This is a genomic window from Bacillus sp. GB_SG_008 (assembly GCF_052038115.1).
Lineage (GTDB): Bacteria > Bacillota > Bacilli > Bacillales > Bacillaceae_G > Bacillus_A > Bacillus_A rhizoplanae.
On record NZ_JBPZSK010000004.1, the window covers coordinates 108,429 to 127,200 of the forward strand.

General features: G+C 32.7%; 20 protein-coding genes. 5 read left to right on the plus strand and 15 right to left on the minus strand.

Annotated features, from left to right (window positions below; genetic code table 11):
• Window positions 1-214: 214 nt before the first annotated feature.
• The 10 genes from ACTDJC_RS12030 to ACTDJC_RS12075 form a co-directional block, all read right to left on the minus strand.
• Window positions 215-1,048, minus strand: a complete 834-nt coding sequence (locus ACTDJC_RS12030) for an alpha/beta fold hydrolase (protein ID WP_440603732.1) — start codon at window positions 1,046-1,048, stop codon at window positions 215-217.
• A 469-nt stretch (window positions 1,049-1,517) separates the two neighbouring features.
• Window positions 1,518-1,766, minus strand: a complete 249-nt coding sequence (locus ACTDJC_RS12035; RefSeq protein WP_098311311.1) for a hypothetical protein — start codon at window positions 1,764-1,766, stop codon at window positions 1,518-1,520.
• A 153-nt stretch (window positions 1,767-1,919) separates the two neighbouring features.
• Window positions 1,920-2,555 (minus strand): NAD(P)-dependent oxidoreductase, encoded by a 636-nt coding sequence (locus ACTDJC_RS12040; protein WP_440603535.1) that lies wholly within the window; start codon window positions 2,553-2,555, stop codon window positions 1,920-1,922.
• 155 nt (window positions 2,556-2,710) lie between these two features.
• On the minus strand, window positions 2,711-3,631 hold the full coding sequence (murB, locus tag ACTDJC_RS12045) for a UDP-N-acetylmuramate dehydrogenase (RefSeq protein ID WP_440603536.1): 921 nt from the start codon (window positions 3,629-3,631) through the stop codon (window positions 2,711-2,713).
• Window positions 3,632-3,799: 168 nt separating this feature from the next.
• A complete protein-coding gene (locus ACTDJC_RS12050) occupies window positions 3,800-4,108 on the minus strand; it encodes a DUF3221 domain-containing protein (protein WP_440603537.1) in 309 nt (102 codons plus the stop codon).
• Between the two features lie 56 nt (window positions 4,109-4,164).
• Entirely contained in the window at window positions 4,165-4,869 is a 705-nt protein-coding gene (mtnN, locus tag ACTDJC_RS12055; RefSeq protein WP_440603538.1) for a 5'-methylthioadenosine/S-adenosylhomocysteine nucleosidase, read from the minus strand.
• A 132-nt stretch (window positions 4,870-5,001) separates the two neighbouring features.
• A complete protein-coding gene (locus ACTDJC_RS12060) occupies window positions 5,002-5,622 on the minus strand; it encodes a histidine phosphatase family protein (RefSeq protein WP_440603539.1) in 621 nt (206 codons plus the stop codon).
• Window positions 5,623-5,715: 93 nt separating this feature from the next.
• On the minus strand, window positions 5,716-6,693 hold the full coding sequence (locus tag ACTDJC_RS12065) for a hypothetical protein (protein ID WP_440603540.1): 978 nt from the start codon (window positions 6,691-6,693) through the stop codon (window positions 5,716-5,718).
• A gap of 191 nt (window positions 6,694-6,884) precedes the next feature.
• On the minus strand, window positions 6,885-7,448 hold the full coding sequence (locus ACTDJC_RS12070) for a GNAT family N-acetyltransferase (RefSeq protein ID WP_098307519.1): 564 nt from the start codon (window positions 7,446-7,448) through the stop codon (window positions 6,885-6,887).
• A 70-nt stretch (window positions 7,449-7,518) separates the two neighbouring features.
• The gene (locus tag ACTDJC_RS12075; protein WP_098307517.1) at window positions 7,519-7,752 is read right to left on the minus strand and encodes a hypothetical protein; all 234 of its coding nucleotides are present in this window, start codon (window positions 7,750-7,752) and stop codon (window positions 7,519-7,521) included.
• Window positions 7,753-8,043: 291 nt separating this feature from the next.
• Here ACTDJC_RS12075 and ACTDJC_RS12080 point away from each other — a divergent pair, with 291 nt between their 5' ends.
• Window positions 8,044-8,220, plus strand: a complete 177-nt coding sequence (locus ACTDJC_RS12080) for a hypothetical protein (RefSeq protein WP_375337662.1) — start codon at window positions 8,044-8,046, stop codon at window positions 8,218-8,220.
• 16 nt (window positions 8,221-8,236) lie between these two features.
• Here the strand turns inward: ACTDJC_RS12080 and ACTDJC_RS12085 are convergent, their stop codons facing one another.
• The 4 genes from ACTDJC_RS12085 to ACTDJC_RS12100 form a co-directional block, all read right to left on the minus strand.
• Window positions 8,237-8,734: an 8-oxo-dGTP diphosphatase gene (locus tag ACTDJC_RS12085; protein WP_253629507.1), complete on the minus strand. Its 498-nt coding sequence runs from the start codon at window positions 8,732-8,734 to the stop codon at window positions 8,237-8,239.
• A gap of 61 nt (window positions 8,735-8,795) precedes the next feature.
• Entirely contained in the window at window positions 8,796-9,584 is a 789-nt protein-coding gene (locus ACTDJC_RS12090; RefSeq protein ID WP_440603541.1) for a methyltransferase domain-containing protein, read from the minus strand.
• 226 nt (window positions 9,585-9,810) lie between these two features.
• Window positions 9,811-11,304 (minus strand): M1 family metallopeptidase, encoded by a 1,494-nt coding sequence (locus tag ACTDJC_RS12095; protein ID WP_440603542.1) that lies wholly within the window; start codon window positions 11,302-11,304, stop codon window positions 9,811-9,813.
• 216 nt (window positions 11,305-11,520) lie between these two features.
• Window positions 11,521-12,249, minus strand: a complete 729-nt coding sequence (locus ACTDJC_RS12100; protein ID WP_440603543.1) for a histidine phosphatase family protein — start codon at window positions 12,247-12,249, stop codon at window positions 11,521-11,523.
• A 566-nt stretch (window positions 12,250-12,815) separates the two neighbouring features.
• Here ACTDJC_RS12100 and ACTDJC_RS12105 point away from each other — a divergent pair.
• From ACTDJC_RS12105 to ACTDJC_RS12115, 3 genes are read left to right on the plus strand one after another with little or no spacing between them, the layout of a single operon-like run.
• Window positions 12,816-13,802 (plus strand): alpha/beta fold hydrolase, encoded by a 987-nt coding sequence (locus tag ACTDJC_RS12105; RefSeq protein WP_440603544.1) that lies wholly within the window; start codon window positions 12,816-12,818, stop codon window positions 13,800-13,802.
• 33 nt (window positions 13,803-13,835) lie between these two features.
• A complete protein-coding gene (locus ACTDJC_RS12110) occupies window positions 13,836-14,507 on the plus strand; it encodes a response regulator transcription factor (protein WP_440603545.1) in 672 nt (223 codons plus the stop codon).
• On the plus strand, window positions 14,504-15,505 hold the full coding sequence (locus tag ACTDJC_RS12115) for a sensor histidine kinase (RefSeq protein ID WP_440603546.1): 1,002 nt from the start codon (window positions 14,504-14,506) through the stop codon (window positions 15,503-15,505). The genes ACTDJC_RS12110 and ACTDJC_RS12115 overlap by 4 nt, the downstream gene beginning before the upstream one ends.
• A gap of 375 nt (window positions 15,506-15,880) precedes the next feature.
• Here the strand turns inward: ACTDJC_RS12115 and ACTDJC_RS12120 are convergent, their stop codons facing one another.
• A complete protein-coding gene (locus ACTDJC_RS12120) occupies window positions 15,881-16,060 on the minus strand; it encodes a small acid-soluble spore protein H (protein ID WP_098307448.1) in 180 nt (59 codons plus the stop codon).
• A gap of 1,138 nt (window positions 16,061-17,198) precedes the next feature.
• On the opposite strand from ACTDJC_RS12120, the gene ACTDJC_RS12125 reads away from it, so the two are divergent.
• Window positions 17,199-18,692 (plus strand): NAD(P)/FAD-dependent oxidoreductase, encoded by a 1,494-nt coding sequence (locus ACTDJC_RS12125; RefSeq protein WP_440603547.1) that lies wholly within the window; start codon window positions 17,199-17,201, stop codon window positions 18,690-18,692.
• Window positions 18,693-18,772: the final 80 nt, after the last annotated feature.

The following is an 18,772-nucleotide window of genomic DNA, read 5'->3' on the forward strand; positions in this document are numbered from 1 at the left end:
CGCACAAGAAGGCTTGTGGTTGACCGTTCCTTCCCAATCAGAACTGTTACAGATCCACCATAGAGCCAAGAACTAGGGAATCATTCTTGGGTATGCAACCTACGAACGGAATCCGAGGCTAGACAACCAGGGCCTTTTTCAAGCCACCACTTCAAAACGTGTTAGCTTTTAAGTGGTGGGTAGTTGACTCATCTCTTTTACAAACTATTAAATTTTATTCAAAAGCTGCAATATTCTCTTCTACTCTATTTAACCATTCATTTATTAACGAATGGAATATAACATCCTGCTCAATCTGTAAGTTATGTCCCGCTTTATCTAAAACAGCAAAAGTAGCACGAGGAAATTTATCAAGAATCTTCCAAGCATCCTTGTAGCCTGTTACTGAATCCTGTTTTCCTAATAAAAAGAGGCTTGGTTTTTCATACAGGGATAACTGACTATCTACATCAAATGAGAAAGCATATTGCTCCATTATTTTTATTAAAAACGCCTCATCTGCTATTTTAATTCCCGATATAACCTCATCAAGATAACGTTGCCAATTATTTTCGTTAAGCACTACAAAATTCAAACTGAAATACTCACGTTCCTCCGTACTTAACTGAGATAAAAACCTTTCATCTCGGTAAATAACGGTATGCGAAGGAAGCTGTCTCTTGTTTATATCCGGAATAATCATAGGACAAATAAATGCTGCTCCATCTACTTTGTCTTTTCTCTTAGATATAACGCCCCTAGTTATGTATCCCCCATATGATTCACCTGCGATTAAAAAAGATTCATCTGGAATAATCGTATCAATAAATTTTAAAACAAGATCCAATATTCCGTCTGAGTTTTGAATAGATTCATATCCCTTTGTTTGTCCCATTCCTGGTAAATCAATATAAATTCGTTTCCAACCTTCTTTTTGCACAAAAACAGGTTCCATACAACCTAACATTAGTCTATAATCAGGAGAAAAACCATGAAGCATGATAATTGGTTTTCCAGAACCATAAACCTCATAATGAACTTTTACATCCCCTATTAAGCATTCCATTATAATCCACCCCGAATTTTCAGTATTTTCATTGCTATCAATAATATAAATTCCACTCAATTAATCTTATACTTCTTAATTGTTAAATAAAATTTTTATTTCTTTACAACCTGTAAATAGTTTACATAATATTATTATGCGATAAATATTTCTTATTATCTACGTGCTTACATTTTACTTAGCTCTTCTATTCTTTTTCAAATAACTCTATTAACTCTTTAAGTGTTTGCGCCGAAAAATCAAAACGAATGCCTGCTGCTTCACACACTACTTTTACTGATTTGAGTGTTGCATTGAAATTGAATATGATGTCGTTTTAATTGTCTAATAGTCTAGACTGACGTTTTAGCCAATTCTAAAGCTTCTCACTACATTGAATCTCTGCTTGTAGCAGAGATTCAAATTGCGCTTGTAACGATTCCAAATCAATAATAACGAAATATTCAGTATTATTCATTTGAAAGACGCCCTTTCATACAATATTTTTCGCAACAAGTTTCAAATGCTCAGCAGGAATAATTTGTTTGACTGTTTCCTGCAAATCCTCTGCCATCACTTCTTCAATATGCTCCAAGGCTACTTCTAATATACTGCATTCCATTGTTTCAATATTAAGTAGAGAATAATGATTATTTTTCTTTATCACTAAATATCTATGATTCTCTGTCACTAGTAAAGCACCTAACTGAATCCCTAGTATTCTGTTATCTTCAAATTTCATGTACACTCCTCCCATCTATAAATATTTTACAATAAAAGGATATTAAAAGGTGCAAAAAAGGTGCCTAATTTTTTCAGAGAATCTTGCTTTTTTGCTGATACAGTACTTATAACATAAAGGGAAATAGGTAAACAATTAATCGACTACAAACTATTAATTAGCAATGAAAGGACATTTTCTTACATATAAAGGACTGGAAATTTGTCTAATTAAAAAATCAGCAATATCACCATTATAAATTTTCATACCGGGCATATCCGTCAAACTCTCTTTTATTTTGCTAGTAGCAACTCCTTCTACTACAAATGGTAAGCGAACAAATGTCCAATCGAGATTACTTTTTAACAACAAATCTAATTCTTTATACTTATCTTTCATCATATTTGGAAATAGAATTCGAAACATATTTGCTCCAACTTTATTAAAGAAACTTTTATTATCTCCTGGTACATCAACCGATCCACCAGATACCACAATATATCGTTGAATATGTAATTCTTTCATCGTAGTAAGAATATTTTGGGTTGCATCACTAAAAATAAACGACTCTCTTTTCGGTTTACCAAGTGCACTTATTACCGTATGACAACCTTCTAACAAAGTTCGAATTACTTTAATATCTCTCGCATCACCTTTTATAATCTCAATATGTTTATCAAACGCTGTAAATTGTTTTGGATTTCTTGTAAGAACTCGAACTTGATAACCTGCTTCTAAGGCTTTTTCTACAACATATCGTCCTGCTTTACCTGTTCCACCAATTATTGCAATTTTATTTTGCTTTTGCATGAAACACATCAAGCTCCTTTTTATTATAGATGATTTACTATGCTCTCTTTGTAATATGAAGAAAAGAGACATACATTCGTATCTCTCTTCTTGTTACACATTTTTTATTTTGCCAGCTTCACACTGTAGTACCTCATTTCGAGAGGCGCTTACCATTAAGATACTAAATCTTCTCCAATAATTTTTACTTCTGTTTCTAACTCTACGTTAAATTTAGATTTTACCGTTTCTTGCACATATCGGATAAGTTTTACATAATCACTCGCTGTACCTTCGCCTACATTCACCATAAATCCAGCATGCTTAGTAGATACTTGGACATCTCCTATTTGTTTCCCTTGCAACCCGCTATCTTGAATTAACTTACCAGCAAACATACCTGGAGGGCGTTTAAAAACACTGCCACAAGAAGGATATTCTAATGGTTGTTTTGATTCACGCAAAAATGTCAATTCATCCATTTTTTCTTTGATTATTTTGTATTCACCTTCTTGTAAATCAAATGTCGCTTCTAACACAAGATATCCTTTTCTAGAAATGCAACTGTTTCTGTATTCTAAATCTAAATCATTTTTATTTAAATTAAGAATTTCGCCATCTCTAGTTATAACTAATACACTTTCAATAACATGTGATACTTCGCCACCATATGCTCCCGCATTCATATATACTGCTCCGCCAACTGTTCCTGGAATTCCACAAGCAAATTCTAATCCAGTTAGATGATTTTTCAATGCAAATCTAGAAGTATCAATAATGGTTGCCCCGCTTTGAACAATTATCTTATTATCTTTCAATGAGATATCAGTCAATTTAGTTAAATTCAGAACAATCCCTCTAATGCCGCCATCCTTAATAATTATGTTTGAACCATTACCTAAAATAGTGAAATCTATATTATTTTGATTTGCATATTTTATTACGTTTTGTACCTCTTGATACGTAGTAGGTAAAACAAAATAATCCGCATTTCCACCCGTTTTAGTGAAAGTGTATCGTTTTAACGGTTCATCTTTTTTAACTTTATTATCATCTAATATGTTCAATAAATCGTTGTATACTTTATCCATTTTCATAACCTCTTTACTAAAACTTTTTCCTATCCATTATAATATATTTAGTTTCAAAAGAAAGCTAATAACTAATTTTGTTTATTTTTTAATTATTCACTTTTGGTAACTCTAGTGATTAAATAATCCATAATTACATCAACATTTTCAAATATTGCATGAAACCTCTCTCTCTTAACCTTGAATTTTCTCTAACTTTGCAACCCGTATCTTTGCAGGATAAGATTCAAGTATTTCACTACACTCTATTCTAATTTTATCACCCGTTTGTAATTCCTTTTTTATACTTGGATTATTAAATTGCAAAATAGCGTCAGCGGGAATGCTCCATTTTAGCCTTTCTTCTAAATTTTTTCTGTCGTTATCTGTTTTTATATTTTTCTCGTAAATAAAAAACACAGTATCTCCCTGAAGCAAGATATAACCATCTATCCCATTAGAAACTGTATTATTATCTGTTTGTATACTTTTTTTCATTTGCATCTCCATCACCTAAAATGCCTTTTCTAAAAAATTCATTAACAAATAGTTAAGAAAACCTACGCTTTGATTTCTTTAAAAGAATACAATAAAAATGCAACTATATATTCGCACGCTTTCTCACAAGCTAACATTTTAAATACTCTTTGCTCTTCTACTGTTTTATCATTCGCTTGATCTGAAGCAGCTTTTAAGCAAAGAAATGGCCTGCCATTCACATGACAAACGTAAGAAAATGCAGCAACTTCTTGATCCACCACAAGCGCTCCGTAAACTGTCCGAAGCAATTCTCTCGTTTCCGAACTACGAATACGTTGATCACCTGAAATGAAGGTACCATAATGAGAGGTATAAACTAATTGCAACTTTTTCATTTCTTTAATCAAATGTTTCGAAGGGTGAATACACGCTGCTCTGCCCGTATATAAATCAAACGGATCCGCTCCAGTTCCCGCTCCTGTTACATCATGTTGCATAACTTTAGTGGCGACAACAATATCACCGTTTTTCACCTTATTTGATAAGCTTCCACAAATTCCTGTCATAAATAGTCGTTCTGGTTGAAATTCACTAATAAGAAGCTGAACACAACTTGCACATTGGACTTTACCGACTCCGGTTATGACAGAAACGACTTCAATCCCGTTCATATTATGAAAATGAAATTTCCAAGCCGCTCGTTCTTCTTTACGATAACTTGGATAATATTTATGTAAATACGCAAGCTCTGGTTCCCATGCTGCAACGATAGCGATTCGATTCATGGGTATCATTCCTTTCTAGTATTTATGTCAATTCCTAACTGTATTGATGCTCTAAATTCCCAGATTAGAAAGACCCTATTCTCGAATTGGTGACAAAAAAACGAAAATAGAGTCTCTACTATCAACAGTTCGTTAAATTGTTACAACCTTATCAAAATGTGTAGTATCTCCTTCTAGCTGTATATTATAATTTCCATCTTTCATTTCTAAAACAGTTAAACTTGTACCATGTAGAAAAGGAGGGTCCCATAAATTTGTAATAGATTTACCTTTGACATGCGTAAGTAATGCTTTGAGAAACACAGCATGCGTAACAATTAGAATGTTTTCATCTTGATGATTTGAAATAATAGTATGAAATATAGACACGACCCTATGTACGAATTGCTCAAACGTTTCTCCAGCAGCTGGTTCATATTGTGTTGGATTTTCCCAAAAGTTCTTGTATTGTGTAGGGAAAGATTGTTTAATTTCTTCATGTGTTCTCCCTTCCCAGGCACCCATATTAATTTCTCTTAAATCTTCGTGTAATACGAGATTCATATCATTTTGGCCAATAATAAATTTAGCTGTTTCTATCGCTCTATTACTTGTACTCGCATAAACTGTATCAAACTTTATATCTTTTAATGATTTACTTAAAGAAATTGCATTATTTATTCCTTCATTAGTCAACTTAGAATCTTTCCAACCTTGCATTCTATTTTCAACATTCCATTCTGTTTGGCCATGTCTCGTTAAATAAATTTTCATCTTTCAGAACCCCCGCAATTTTCTATCAAAATACAGTATCATTTATTTTTAAGTTAATTAAAGCCATTCAATATATTTTTAAGTAATCCTCTTTTAAATAACACTCTCTACGTTTTCTTTCCCCTGATTGGTTAATAAGTTAGTATGTTTTCGAAACAACTCTTGAGCTACATTACTAAGTATTTTAGAATCGATTTCCCTCCACCTTTCAGGATCAGTCACATAATCCACACTATATATTTCTTTTGACAAATTAGCACAAATTACATAACTTGAATATGGATGTGGATTCTCCCTATTATTATCAGCGTCTGATAAAAACCTTTTCATTAATACCTTATTATTTAAAGGATGGTAAATTAATTCTACTAATTTTGCTCGATATTCTAAATCTACAGGAAGAAGACATGGGAAGTCTTCATAGTCCGCTAAGTGTTGCGCTTCATGAGCAAGATAAGAGTATAAAAAATCCGGCTTATTTAAAACTTTTTCATACCTTTCTTTTACACAATATAAGGCATTTTTTGATGCCCATCCTCCTGCTGCTCTCCCACCAAAGGTAGCGAAATGCAACCAGCTCTGCATAATAAAATCTGACATGAAATATACAACAACCTTTTTAGATTTATTTGGCAGGATAATTTCATACTCAGCCTTCTCTTCTTTCCTCCAAATGTATGGCCCCCTATAGGGTGGAGTAACTCCTCCAAGAAAGTAAAATCCTCTTGCTTTAAACTCTTTAGCTAATATTTCTTCAATAGAATCTAGGTCATTTGTAGTTTCAATTCCTGGTAACAACTCTATAAGGTGTTCCGCTAAGATACTTTCTGCTTCTTCTTTATTTTTTCTATTTGTTAAGACGGATATAAAGTATTCGTAATATACTCTAATAACACTTCTAATCCAAGCATCTTTTGTTTTATATTGAAATACTTGTTTTTCAGCAAAAAAACGGTTGTAGTATTTCTTTTTAAGCTTTCCCAAACCAATATTATTATCAATACTTTGGAGATATTCATAAGCTTTATTAACATTTCCTTGTAAACAATAAGAATATAGTTTTTGTTTCAATGGTAATTGAACTCCTATCTATTCTATTTTTTTGTAAACTCAGAAACTAGGCCTTAAGAAGAAATTAATAATCTCATCTAAAATTGAACTTATATAAAGTGAAACTTCCATCAGTGGGGGTCTTACTGCTCGTTAATGCGGGATAAACTTAGATTAATGACGATGTAGTGCTATCCCAAAGCACACTTTACTCATCTACTAAATATTATAGACATATCATCGGTGCGTCTCTTCCAAATCATATGATCACACCCCTCACCCCAATAATCTTTCAGTAAATAATCAGGCTCTCCAAATTTCTTCTTCCATATCTTTTGTGCATTTGTATATCCACTATCCAAACAAAATTCTTTAATATCCCTATTCAACAGGGTGAGAAACATTGCATTTAAAAGTAATGTTCCGATACCACGCCTTTGATATTCTGGAAGTACAAATACAGTTCCTATCTCATATAACTCTTTCAGTGCTCTATCTGTGCAAATGTTAATCAGTTGACTAGCTGGACCATATTCAATTGTACCGATAACTTTATTACAACTTTTATCAACAGCTATCAAAAAATATCGATTTCTCCCATTGCTATCAAAGTCACATTTCAAGTATTGTTCCTTACTTTCAATTTCCTTTTCTATATCATCAACCAACTCTGATAAACCTTCTTTAGCAAACGTATCTTTAATCGTTGTACTAAAAAATTGATTTAGCTCTTCAATGTCCTCAATTCGTGGTCTCCTTATCTCAACATTACACACCGGAAATCACTCCTAGTTTTCTAAAGTTTTATTTGTAATTGATCTATATTCTTTATTAAACAGTTCAATCCTATTTCAAACTAACTCTTAATTCATCAAACCAGCGAGCACAAGCAATTGTTTCTTCAGGCACTCGTTCATGACTTTCTATGTACCACCAAAATGAAAGGATACAGTGACATAGTCCCCACGCTATGATTCTTTCTTTGTCTAGTTGGAGTTCCTCCACTAATTGTTCTAGCATATGCCGAATATCTAGTTCCCAACTTCCTGTTAACAAGATAGAATTTATAATTTGGTTCATTCAATACGATCTCTTTATAAAAAATGCTTATAGCCATCACATTTTTATTCTACATAATAAAAAATAATCCTTTTCCATTACGTTACGTGAAATTTTATTATGCAACATATTAAATAATCGGTTGATTACACTGCGAATTCTTCTTTCCCAAGTGATCATGCTACAACTGCTTCAGTAATTACTGTAACGATTTGGCTATCTCGTAGAGGAAATAAGTTTATGTGGGTCATTTTTGGAATGTAAATTGTCTTTTCGAGAATTTGGGTTGGTGCACATTATCCTCTAGATGTATTGGCCGGTATAATCCTTGGAGGTATGTATTGCACTACTTGCCCACTATCGCATTATAAAAATGAATCTTATGAAGAAAATAACGAAATATCCCTTATTCTAAAAATAGAAACAGTCAGATTTCCTGGCTGTTTCTATTTTTATCACAAAAAAATTTATCTTCTATCTAAAAAATAAAATGGAGATACATTATTTACACTTTATGTAACTCTGATTCTTTATAATGTTTTTCCACCCTATTTAAAGTAATATCACGCTCTTTATCCCACACCGAGTGCCATTCAAATGTTCCGGGTTCAAAGAATAGAGGAAACCTTTTTCTGAACCAATCTTGCATCGGTAAATTTAGCGCATCTTTTATATCCACCCATACTAATTCTCCTTCAGGTGGATCTTCAAGTAGCTTTCCTTCAAAAGATGTAGCAAGATAATTAAATACCATATATCTTAATTTCATATTCGGCTCACAAAACTCGGATATCCCTTTAAAAATGATGTCTTTTACAATTAAACCTGTTTCTTCACGTACTTCTCGAATTGCTCCGTCTACAATACTTTCAGGAAAGTCGACTTTTCCACCTGGAGCAATGAACCCAGGAAACCCCAAACGATCTGGACGATTCATTAGTAACACTTTGTCCCCATCTTGCACCATACACATCGTTAACATTTTACATTCGAAATTATTCATCCAAAAACTCCCTCTCTTATGTAGATTCGTTGTTAGAAAATGTATTTCGAGATATCCCTTATTATTTTTTTCGTGCTAAATACAACGCAACAAACTGTGGTTTTTCAATTATGCCACCATGCTTTTCGATTACGTTACGAATACTATGAAACAATTTTTCTTTTATATCTTTTTGAAGCAAGCGATGCGCAGATTGTGTATGTAATAGTGCAATATAATGGTCACTTGTATATATATCAGTCCACGTATATGTTTTCACAACTAAATCTTGAAACAAATTATGCTGCATTGTAAGACCTTTTCGTTCTTCAATTAGTTCGTCTGGCGTTGGTAACTTATTAGGGTGTAAATGCGGTGCATATTTTTCATAGCACGCTCCAATCTCTCGAAAAACATCTGTATTAGGTTGTATGTGATATGTCCAAAAGAATGCCATTGTCCCATGATTACGTAACAAACTCGCCACTTTCGGATAGCCAATTTCAGGATTAATAAAATGAAATGCTGTTGCTGAGAATACAAGCGAATATTCATTATGCAGCGGAGTCCATTCTTCAAAAGCGCTTCGATACACTTGAACGTCTTTTTCATATTTGAATTTATCAGCTGTAAATTGAGCTAGTTGCTCTCCAAGCTCAACACAATCAATACATTTATATCCTAGTTGAACAAACCCTTCCGTCCCTTTTCCTGTACCGCAGCCAACTTCAAGAACGGGAGAATCTATTTCAATTTTCGAATAATTAATAATATCAGCAAATAGTTCTCCTGGATATGTCGGCCGTATTTTTTCATATTCGTAGACAATATCATCAAAGGTATATTTTCTTTCTTCTAAATGGTGATTCATCTCTTCGTCCTCCATTACTTTTTTACCTTGAACAATTCATTTTTCCATATAGTCTCATCTGCAATTGTACCAATATTAGAATGAAAATTCGTTATTTTCATCCTCTCATATTATGATAATATTTTCTACAAAGTAGTATATATGATGAAAGTAGCAGCTCACCAGCGGGATATTTATCATCAAATAGAAAAACCTGCCGCATTCGATTCGTGGCAGGTTTTTCTGTTTATTCTTGGTCAGAAACAAATACCCTATGAGACGCAAAGAAATTTGTCAAATCTCTTCCAGTTGATTTCTCCATAATTCGAATAAAATCTTTTGTCGTACTCACACCAAATTTCTTTTCGTTAAAGTAATCTTTCATCGCTTTGTAAAAGACTTCATCGCCAAGTTCAAGACGAAGATCATTAACTGTTCTTGAACCGTAACCATAAATCATACCATAATATGCCCCAATCCCGCCTTCTGCAGCACGTTCAGTAAATGTTGAAACAGGATACGAAAGATGATAGTCTCCGACAGGTTCCGCTTTTAGTTGATCAAGTTCTTTGTTGTAGAGCGCTGCTGCAAAACTAGCAAATGATTCATCAAGCCACGGTTCATCGTTCTCGTTATTTCCTATAATGCCGTAAAACCATTGATGCCCAATTTCATGCGCAGTAACATGTTTGACCCATTCTTGAGAAGGATTACCAGCGATACTTATCATCGTTAATTGTGGATATTCCATTCCGCCAAACCAACCTTCCATGCCAACGATATCTAGTTCTGGCCATGGATACTCTCCAAAGCGGTCACTGTACAACTTGATGCTCTCAACCCCTGCCTCAACCATAGAATCAGCGTATTTTGCCTGTTCATCTGTATAATACACATTAATATTTACATTATTTACTTTCGTTTGTTTTACTTTGTAAGTCGTATCCATTTCTATTGCAAAATCGCGAACTTGTTTAGCTTTATAATGATGCGTTGCTACATTTCCTGAAATACCTGGCTGTCCCACTTCCGTTCCTGTCGTTGCAATGACCTGGGCTTTATCAGTCGTAAGTGTTACATCAAAATCTCCAGTTAAAGAATAAAAAGATTCTCCATATGGAAAATAAGCATCTACATTCCAGCCCTCTTTATCGTAAACTGCCAGAATGGGAAACCAGTTTCCAAGCGAAACAGTGTTTTTATTCCAACCAAAACGATCTTGTTGTTCCGGTACATGAACTACAAAATCCATCGATACAGTAGATTTTTGATTATCGGGAATTTGAACAGATGAAATATGCATTGCAGTACTATCAACAGTAAATTTTGCTGTTTTCCCATTTACTTTTACATTAGAAACAGACATACTTCCGCCATTTTCTTTAAATGTTTCTGCGTTTCCCCACAAGTTAAAATAAAGTTCGTTTAGCTGCGTACGAGTATTGTTCTTAAAAGTGACAGTCATTTCCCCTTGAATAGTATGATTGGTAGAATCATAGTTAACGTTCATTTTATAGTCTGGATTAGCTGGACCAAATATATCTTGTCCGTGCTTGTTCATGAATTGCGACTGAAATGGTGTCTTCAGCTGAACAGGAGATGTAACTGCCGGATTGTATGCTCCTTTTACAGGGTAATCCGTTTCTGCAGCACTTATAGTAAGTCCAGGAGAAAATAATATCCCACCTACAAATGTCGAAGCTGTTACCCATTTTGCAGTCTGTTTTACAAAACTTTTCATAAAAATCCCTCCACTTCCATTTTTCACCACATAAATTCGATATAAATGGTGAAAATCCCTTCAATTTTTATTTAAAATCACTTAAGAAAGTTATCAGGGGAATTTTTAGCACTTTTTCACATTTTTAAAGTGTTTAAGATTCCAAGAAAAAAAGGCGGTCTCTTACTCTCGTAAGAAATCCGCCTTTTTTCTCATTCTATTACTTTCGACATCCTTTTATACTCTTACACTTTCTTTGCCTTTTTCAGCATAACTCATATCACCAACAGATTCGACTTTATATTCTCCATCCTTATAGAGAATTTTAGTTACACTTGCATTTTCTAATCCAAGTTTTGTTTTACTACTATCAAGCATGTCTACTAATGTCATGATCGCAATTCCATGAGATATAACTAAAACGTTACCTCCACCATTTTTGGCAGTCTCTTCACTAATTTTATCAATTTCTTTTTTTATACGAGTTGAAAAGGTTTTCCAATCTTCAGCTTGCTTCGTATGATCTGCTGCTGCAATGAAATTAATAATTTTCTCAATAGATAAATCCATTAGTTCATCTACTGATGTAACTCCAGCAGCATCTCCAATAACTTTCCACATAATTTCATTCTTTTCGCCTTCAAAAATCCCAAAATTCAATTCCCGTAAATCTTTCCTTTGTTCAAGTTTTAACTTGGATTGCCCGCTATATTTTAATACTAAGTTAGCAGTTTCAATTGCGCGGCCACTATCACTACTGTAAGCATCATCAAAATGAATACCTTTTAATCCATTTCCTAAACCTTTAGCTACTTCAACACCCTTCTCTACTAATGGAGAATCTGCCCAACCTTGCACACGCTCACTAGCATTTAACATTGTTTTACCGTGTCTAGTAATATATAACGTAACTATATTATCTTTATTTCTATCTAATTCGTTACTATATTTTTCCATATTATTCATTAATTTCTCCCCTTTAGAATATTATCTATCTGTTTTAATTACTGAATTTAATGGACACAAAAAGGTAAACCTAAGCTGCCAAATCCTCTATTGCTTGAGGAGTTTTATAACTAACTCTACTATGTATTCTCTTACAATTATATCATCCCTCGGTATATTGAAATAGTGCTAGACTTTCTATTGTGTACGATATATTAAAAATATCATAAAATTACTCGATACAAGTGCTATCACACGGACACTTCATCCTTAAAATCCGTTGTAAGGACTTAACTACTATACTCATATGACTATACTAACTCCATACATCTAATCATAGCTATGGCTTTGAACTTAAGTCGGGGTGTTTTGAATAAATTCACGACATTGGTAAAAAAGTTGCGTTGCTCCCTCCCCTTTGGTTATGATTACCAATGGAAGGCATTTATGTCCAAAAGAAGGAGATTACCTGAAGTTGAAAAGTAGCTTGTATTTAAAAACACAAAGAAAAATTTAATTTCTATAAAATTAATTAGAAATTTATTTTTATATCGTATCCTTTCAATATAACTTGAAAGGAGAATCCTATGAGAAAATTATTTAAAGTATTAAAGCATATATTTGTTATATTAATTGCCTTTATCTTACTCGTATCAGTATCTGTTTTTATTTATCATAACTATCAATTAAGCAAAGAAGCTGCATTAATTAAAAATGAAGGAACATTAATTAATTTTAATAACAAAAAAATTAATGTATACAATGAAGGAAACGATGAGGATACATATGTATTTATGTCTGGCTCTGGGATTGCTGCTCCTGTTTATGAATTGAAAGGACTATATAGCAAGTTTTCAAAAGAAAACAAGATTGCTGTAATAGAAAGAGCAGGTTATGGATACAGTGATGTTTTTCACGATGATAGAGATATTGATACAATATTAGAACAAACTAGAGAAGCGCTAATTAAAAGTGGAAATAAACCTCCGTATATATTAGTACCACACTCTTTATCAGGTTTAGAAGCGATTTACTGGGCGCAAAAATACCCAAGTGAAATAAAGGCAATTATTGCTTTAGATATCGGTTTACCTCAGCAGTACGTAACTTATAAAATGAGCCTAGTTGATTCATTAAAAATAAAAGGAATGAATATTTTAACGAAAATTGGTTTTCAGCGACTCGTTCCTTCTGCTACTTATAACCCCAAAGTGATTCAGCAATCTTTTTTAACTGAACATGAAAAAGAAATTTATAAAGCACTATCATATAAACAAGCTTTTAATGATGATATGGAGCAAGAGCTGTTACAGATTTACAATAACGGTAAAAAATCAATTAACCTACCGATACCAAAAGAAACACCTATTTTATTTATTGATGCGATTGCTGATCAATATAAAAACTTGAAATATACAAAACAACAAAACAAAGATTATGAGGAGTTTGCGGATCGACTATTAATAGCAGATGTAAAAATAATTGAAGGCACGCACAGCATTTATTTATACGCTCCTGATGAGATTTATAATCTTGCCATGGATTTTATCCATAACGAAATAGAAAAAAATTAATAAGTTGTTATTTAAAAATGGAAGGTCTACGTGATGAAAGGATATAACATTTTAATTGTTGAAGATGATTTGATGATTGGTGATTTATTGCAAAAAATTTTGCAACGCGAAGGGTACAATGTATGTTGGAAGAAAGAAGGAAAAAATATTATTGATATTATCCATGAGATAGATTTAGTCATAATGGATATTATGTTGCCAGGTGAAGATGGCTATCAAATTACAAGGAAAGTAAAAAAACTAGGATTAAATATTCCAGTTATTTTTCTATCCGCTCGAAATGATATGGATAGCAAACTCCAAGGCTTGACAATCGGTGAGGATTATATGATAAAGCCTTTTGATCCTAGAGAACTGTTACTAAGAATGCAGAAAATGCTAGATAATCAATATGGTACTTTTACGCAAATTAAACATTTATATATTGATGCAGAACATAAAAAGGTTTTCGATAATAGCTTACATAATGAAGTTGTTTTTACTGCGATTGAGCGTAAAATATTCTTCTATTTATACGAAAATAGGGATAGAATTTTAACGAAAGAACATTTCTTTGACTATTTATGGCAACTTGAAGACAGAAATCCAAATATCATGAATGTACACATAAAAAAAATTAGAACAAAAATCAATGATAAAATGGGTGAGATTATTGAAAATATATATGGAGAAGGGTATAGATTGAATACCTATATGAAGAAATGAAATTGAAGAAGAAATACCGGTTATTGTTATTTTCCGCTGTTATAAGCGTACCGTTTTTATTACTATTGATTAGTATCCTTATGTCAGTAATTTATGATAAGGCCTTTAAAATGAAAAATAATGGCATTCCTTTTCATGAATCTTTTGCATATCCTACAATGCTAGTCGTATTTTTTTTATCACTTTTGTTATTAGCCTTTTTATTTTCGAAATCGATTAACTCACTATTAAATAAAATAAATATATTGAATAAAACTATTCGAAATTTAGCTAGTGATAAAAAGATCCCAAATAAATTAGACGTTAAAAGCGATGATGAAATAGGAGAACTAATTAGGTCAGTAAATTTATTAATTGAAAGAACTACATATCGAGAATTAGAACTTAAGCAGCAAGAGGAAATGAAAAAAGAACTTTTAAATAAATTAAGACATGATATTAATACACCTTTAACAGCTGTGAGATTACAATTATTTTACTTAGAAGGTCAATATAATGATCAAGCACCCATACTAGAATCTTTATATCAACAAATACAATATATTGCTGAATTAACCAATGAATTTAATTTACAATCCACTGATACGTTAGAGAATTCTTATATTTTAAATGATGAAGTGAATATACATGATTTATTAGAAATCATGGTTAAAAAGTGGGATTATTTGTATAATATTCATGATATTGAATTAATATATAATCCACTAAATAAAGATTTGATATGGACTAGTAATGCTTTGTGGTTTCAAAGGTTATTTGATAACATTTTCCAAAATACGTTAAAACATTCAAAAGCTAAAAAACTTGAAGTAACCATTGAAAATAGTGTTGTTTCTATTAAGGATAATGGAATTGGTTTCGATATTAATAGCAAAAATGCGGGGCTAGGATTAAAAATAATTGAGGATATATCTAGAATGCTCGATTTAAAATATACTTTACAATCAAATAAAAATGGGACTATATTTTCTTTTACAAAAATCGAAAAAAATATATAATGTAAAGCACACTTTTCATTACTATTTTGTGACACAATATAGTCTGAGTTTGAATATCCCCCAATTGAAATGAATGAGGAAATGGTTGGATTAAATCAATTTTAAAAATCTATTGTGATCAAACTTTTTTATAAAAACCAAAATTAAATCTTCCTGATAATTCAATTTAGTTGATTTACCAAGTCTACTCTTCTTCAAAATATATACAAAATAGGTTCTGCACCCCTAATTAATACTTGTAACAATAAAAAGAGCGAAATCCTGCATTATCAATACAGGATTTCGCTCTTTTTATTAACAATCAGACTTTATTCTAAAGCTACAGCTATCGAGATTTTTCTGACAACTGTTTTTATCAAGAAAACATGTAAGCAATTAATGCTCAGTTAAGCTAGATACAGGAACCTCTTGTTCATTATTTGGTTGGTTGAGAGGATAAATTCTAGCTGTTTCATTATTTTCGTCTACATTTTGAATGTAGATTTGCTCTCCGTTATAGGTTACATTAGCCATAACTGGTGAAGCTGCAATTTCTTGTGCACGTTGTTTGTTCATGATCATAACCTCCTTTTTCTTTTAACAATTATAATATTGACTTCAACTCCCTCAAATATTCTTGTTATTTCATAATTAAGTAAACAAGGAAATAATTTTAAAAGTAGAGTTGTTCAACTAACGGGAAAGATTGTTAAAAAATAGAGGTACATGTAACACATTACAGAACTTTTTTCTTTAATATTCTATATATAATCAATTTTTCTATTTTTTTATATAATACATTATTTGTAAGCGTCAAATATTCCCCACCTACTATTTGTAAATAACCCATGAGATAATCTCCTTACATACTATATGTGGAGGTTTTTTTATAAAAAGACACCGATTAAAGAAAGAATGGGAAACAGCTCTATCTGGTAACGGTCCTGCTTCAATTGATGTTCATACTCCTTTATGGTTATGGAGCCGGGCAGGGTTTCCTGATGTAGCTTCGAAATAAAGTTTAATCAAAAATCCCAGATAACCCTACATTCTACTGCAAACAAAAAAATACATTTTGAAAAAAGATTGATCAAAATGGATTCCACTTTTAAGGTTAATTATTTTGCTTTTATAAAGTATATGTAAAAACACTTTTAAAAACAGCAAGGGATCAGGTACCACCTTACGTGAGATTGAACTACCTTATCGACATGAAGAATTAGAAGTGATGTTAACAAGTAGTTACAATAATCATACACCTTCAAGCAATTAAATTAGATACATCACAAAATACATTTTATGATTCACACAGTCTCACCATTTTCAAACTTACAAAACAAATATATTAAATTCAAAAATGCGTTGTTCTTTCTGTAGACATATTAGGAAAGGATAGCGCCTTTTTGTATAATTTTTTCTTTTAAAAACTTCAACTGCCTTTCAACTTCCAAACTTAGCTTTCTCCACTTATATTGGTGCAGAATATTTTATTTTTCATGCAGATATAAAGAGTCACTTCACAATTATTTTTGATTTTCCAGTTCACACTTCAAAAAATTAACATAACTTAGTAATGAATGATTCATTTACTCATTAGTTAAACCATTTATCCCGTATGAACGGGCAGTAAAAGCCGAATTTGATCAACTAATAATCAGTGTGGAATGAAAAAATACTGATTAAAATTTCACTTTATGAATGGAGGATTACGATTATGACTAATACCAAGTATGCACTTACAGAGGGGAAAACAGAGCGAGCTATTATCATTGGAGGCGGTATTGGAGGATTACTAACTGCAAAAGTACTTTCTGCTTATTATAAAGAGGTGCTTATAGTTGATAAAGATGATTTTCCAGAAAAACCAGACAACCGATCTGGCACTCCACAAGCTTTTCATCCACATCGTTTTACCCAGCGTGGTAAGTTAATTACAGAACGACTCTTTCCAGGCTATGAAAATGATTTAGTAGCACAAGGGGCGCCTTCAGTGCTGAATAAAATAGTCCACAACATGAATCAATATGGCACTATAGAAATGCAATACCCACGAAATGATATCAAGTTTAGTAGAGCATTGCTTGAGTGGGCCCTTCGTAAACGTGTACAAAAAATTCCTAATGTTAGTTTTCTAACAAATCATAATGTAATTGGCTTGTTAATGACGATAGATCAGACAACTGTTACAGGAATTCAAGTCCGGGAACGTGGAAAATCCGAGCAAGTACGAATACTGAATGCTGATTTGATATTTGATATCAGTGGTCGTTCCTCTAGGTTAGTAAATTGGCTTCAAAATTACGGCTATGATGTACCAGATTCAGAACGTTTGAAAGTCTCTCTTGGATATAGTACCCGCCGTTATAAGGTTCCTTCCCATCTATCACATCTCATAAAAAAATGGGATACAATTAACATTGCAGGGCAGCCCGCTAACGAAACTTTTACAGGAGTATTTTCCTTTATTGAAAATAATGTAGCTGAGGTATTACTTTATCGTCCAGGTGGACATTATCCTCCTAAAAATGCCGAAGACTTTGAACAGGCTATTACTCAGCTCCCAAGTCCGATAATCGACGAAATCTTGCAAGGGTTTGAACCAATATCCTCTCCTCGAAGTTATCGCGTTCCAGAATTGTTTCGTCATCACTTTGAACAAATGCACCGATGGCCAGCTGGATTATTAGTTTTGGGAGACGCATTCTGTATTTACGACCCAATTTTTGGTCAGGGAATGACCGTTGCTGCAATTGAAGTAGAAGTACTCGAATCCTGTTTGCAAGAACAACAAAATAATCCTACTCCCCATTTTGAACAAAGAGTTCTCAAAAAAATACAAGATGTAATCGAGCCAGCTTGGTGGCTCAATTGTGCTACTGATTTGCAGTGGAAAGGTGTCGAATATGTAAGTTCACAACAATTGAAAGGAATTTCTTTTGGCCAAAAATATATGGATTTATATCTTAAATATGCAACAACCGAGCGCAATTTCGAACTATATGGACTGTATTGGGCAGTAAATTCATTGGCGATCTCCCCACATACTATCTTTAATCCCAAAATGGTACAGACCATTCTTACTTCATCTAATGAAGGGCATCACTTCCTCCATGAGCTTTTACTAACCTATGGTCAACCATTAGAAGACGTATTAGATCAAATTGTGCCTACCTTCTCTCAGACAGCTTTCAAGTCAGTAAATCAGTAATTATTTTGAGTGGAGGTCTTTTCTCGAAAATACATCAGCGCTTGAAAAATAAATCACAATTGTTTCTTCAGTCATTAGAA